Source organism: Spirochaeta isovalerica (assembly GCF_014207565.1).
Taxonomy (GTDB): Bacteria; Spirochaetota; Spirochaetia; order DSM-2461; family DSM-2461; genus Spirochaeta_F; species Spirochaeta_F isovalerica.
Window position 1 is genome coordinate 1 of the sequence record NZ_JACHGJ010000029.1, and the last position, 1,337, is coordinate 1,337.

A 1,337-nucleotide genomic window follows, 5' to 3' on the forward strand; every position below is an offset into this window, starting at 1 on the left:
TCACACCCGTTCCCATCCCGAACACGGAAGTTAAGCTCAATTGCGCCGATGGTACTGCAATTATGTGGGAGAGTAGGTCGTCGCCAGGCTTTTTTTTGTCCAAATCATTTTAGCGAATTCACTGATTGTCATTTAGTGAGTTGCGACGACCCTTGGGCACAGCGCGTACCATGAGACGCGAAACTTGCAGCGTCGAACAAGCTGCTTTGCAGCGCTAAAACGAGGAATGCGCATAGGTAGTGAGCTTGACGAACGGAACTGGCGGACTCGTTCCTCGGCAAGCTTGCGGTACGATCCTGATGTCGTCAGGCTTTTTTATTTATAAAGCATTCAAAGAATAACTTTAAAAAGAAATCTGAAGAGTATCTGTTCGTGTCTTTATTTTTCTTCATAAGGTATTAATTGCCTTGTTGACACATCTGAAAACAGATCCTATAGTCCAGATATGACTTTACCAAATAAATTGACTTTAGGTCGTCTCGTTTTAACTCCTGTTTATTTTTTTATATTTTATTTTTTTTTACTAAAAAATATACAGCCTGTTATAGGTATATCCATTTTGTGGATAATGTTTATTGTCATGGAAGTAACGGATGTGTTGGATGGACATATTGCAAGAAAATATAATCTTGTGAGTGATGTCGGAAAACTAATGGATCCTTTTGCTGATGTTATTGCTCGTGTCACATATTTTATATGTTTTTTTAGTTTTGGTATTATGCCTCTCTGGGCCCTAATCATAATAGTTTGGAGAGAGTATTTTATTATGTTTATCAGAATGTTGATAGCGAAAGAGGGAACAGCCTTAGCTGCCAGTATCTGGGGTAAATCTAAAGCTGTTACTTATTTTGTTTCCGGCATTCTTGCTCATATTGCAATTACTTTGAATGTCATTTATGTAGATTATAAATTTAAAATCTTTGTCGATTTAGCTTTATATGTTTTGTTTGTGCTTTCTGCTCTATCCGCATTGTTTTCATTTCTTTCTTATTTAAAGAATTATATGAAAACGGAAACTCATAAAAAATTTATGAATGAGTAAAGAAAAAATATTTAAAATATTTTTTCATATCTCGTTGACATTAGTAGGCTGATTTGTTAATTTACTTTTCGTGCTTCAGGAGTTACCCTGAAATGTTCTAAGGAATTAACAACAGTCAATGTTGACACTTTTTAAAAAAAAGTACTAATCTGCCAGAGCACGCTAGGCGGAGACGCCGATGTAAGCACTGTTCTTTAACAAGTTATTGTTAATTAGGGAAGGGAAGAGAATACGAAAATGAACTTTTGAGTTTCAGATTTTTTATGATGAAATAATCGCACTTCGGTGTGATTAA

The 1,337-nt window shown here is 35.5% G+C and carries 1 protein-coding gene and 1 rRNA gene; both read left to right on the plus strand.

Annotation, left to right across the window (positions count from 1 at the left end):
- Positions 1 to 89, plus strand: a 5S ribosomal RNA gene (gene rrf / locus HNR50_RS22100); the annotation flags it as partial.
- A gap of 356 nt (positions 90 to 445) precedes the next feature.
- A complete protein-coding gene (pgsA, locus tag HNR50_RS22105) occupies positions 446 to 1,042 on the plus strand; it encodes a CDP-diacylglycerol--glycerol-3-phosphate 3-phosphatidyltransferase (protein WP_184748986.1) in 597 nt (198 codons plus the stop codon).
- Positions 1,043 to 1,337: the final 295 nt, after the last annotated feature.

Excerpts from the sequence above, each read along its gene's own strand:
- pgsA (WP_184748986.1), top strand. The coding sequence starts at position 446 with ATGACTTTACCAAATAAATTGACTTTAGGTCGTCTCGTTTTAACTCCT.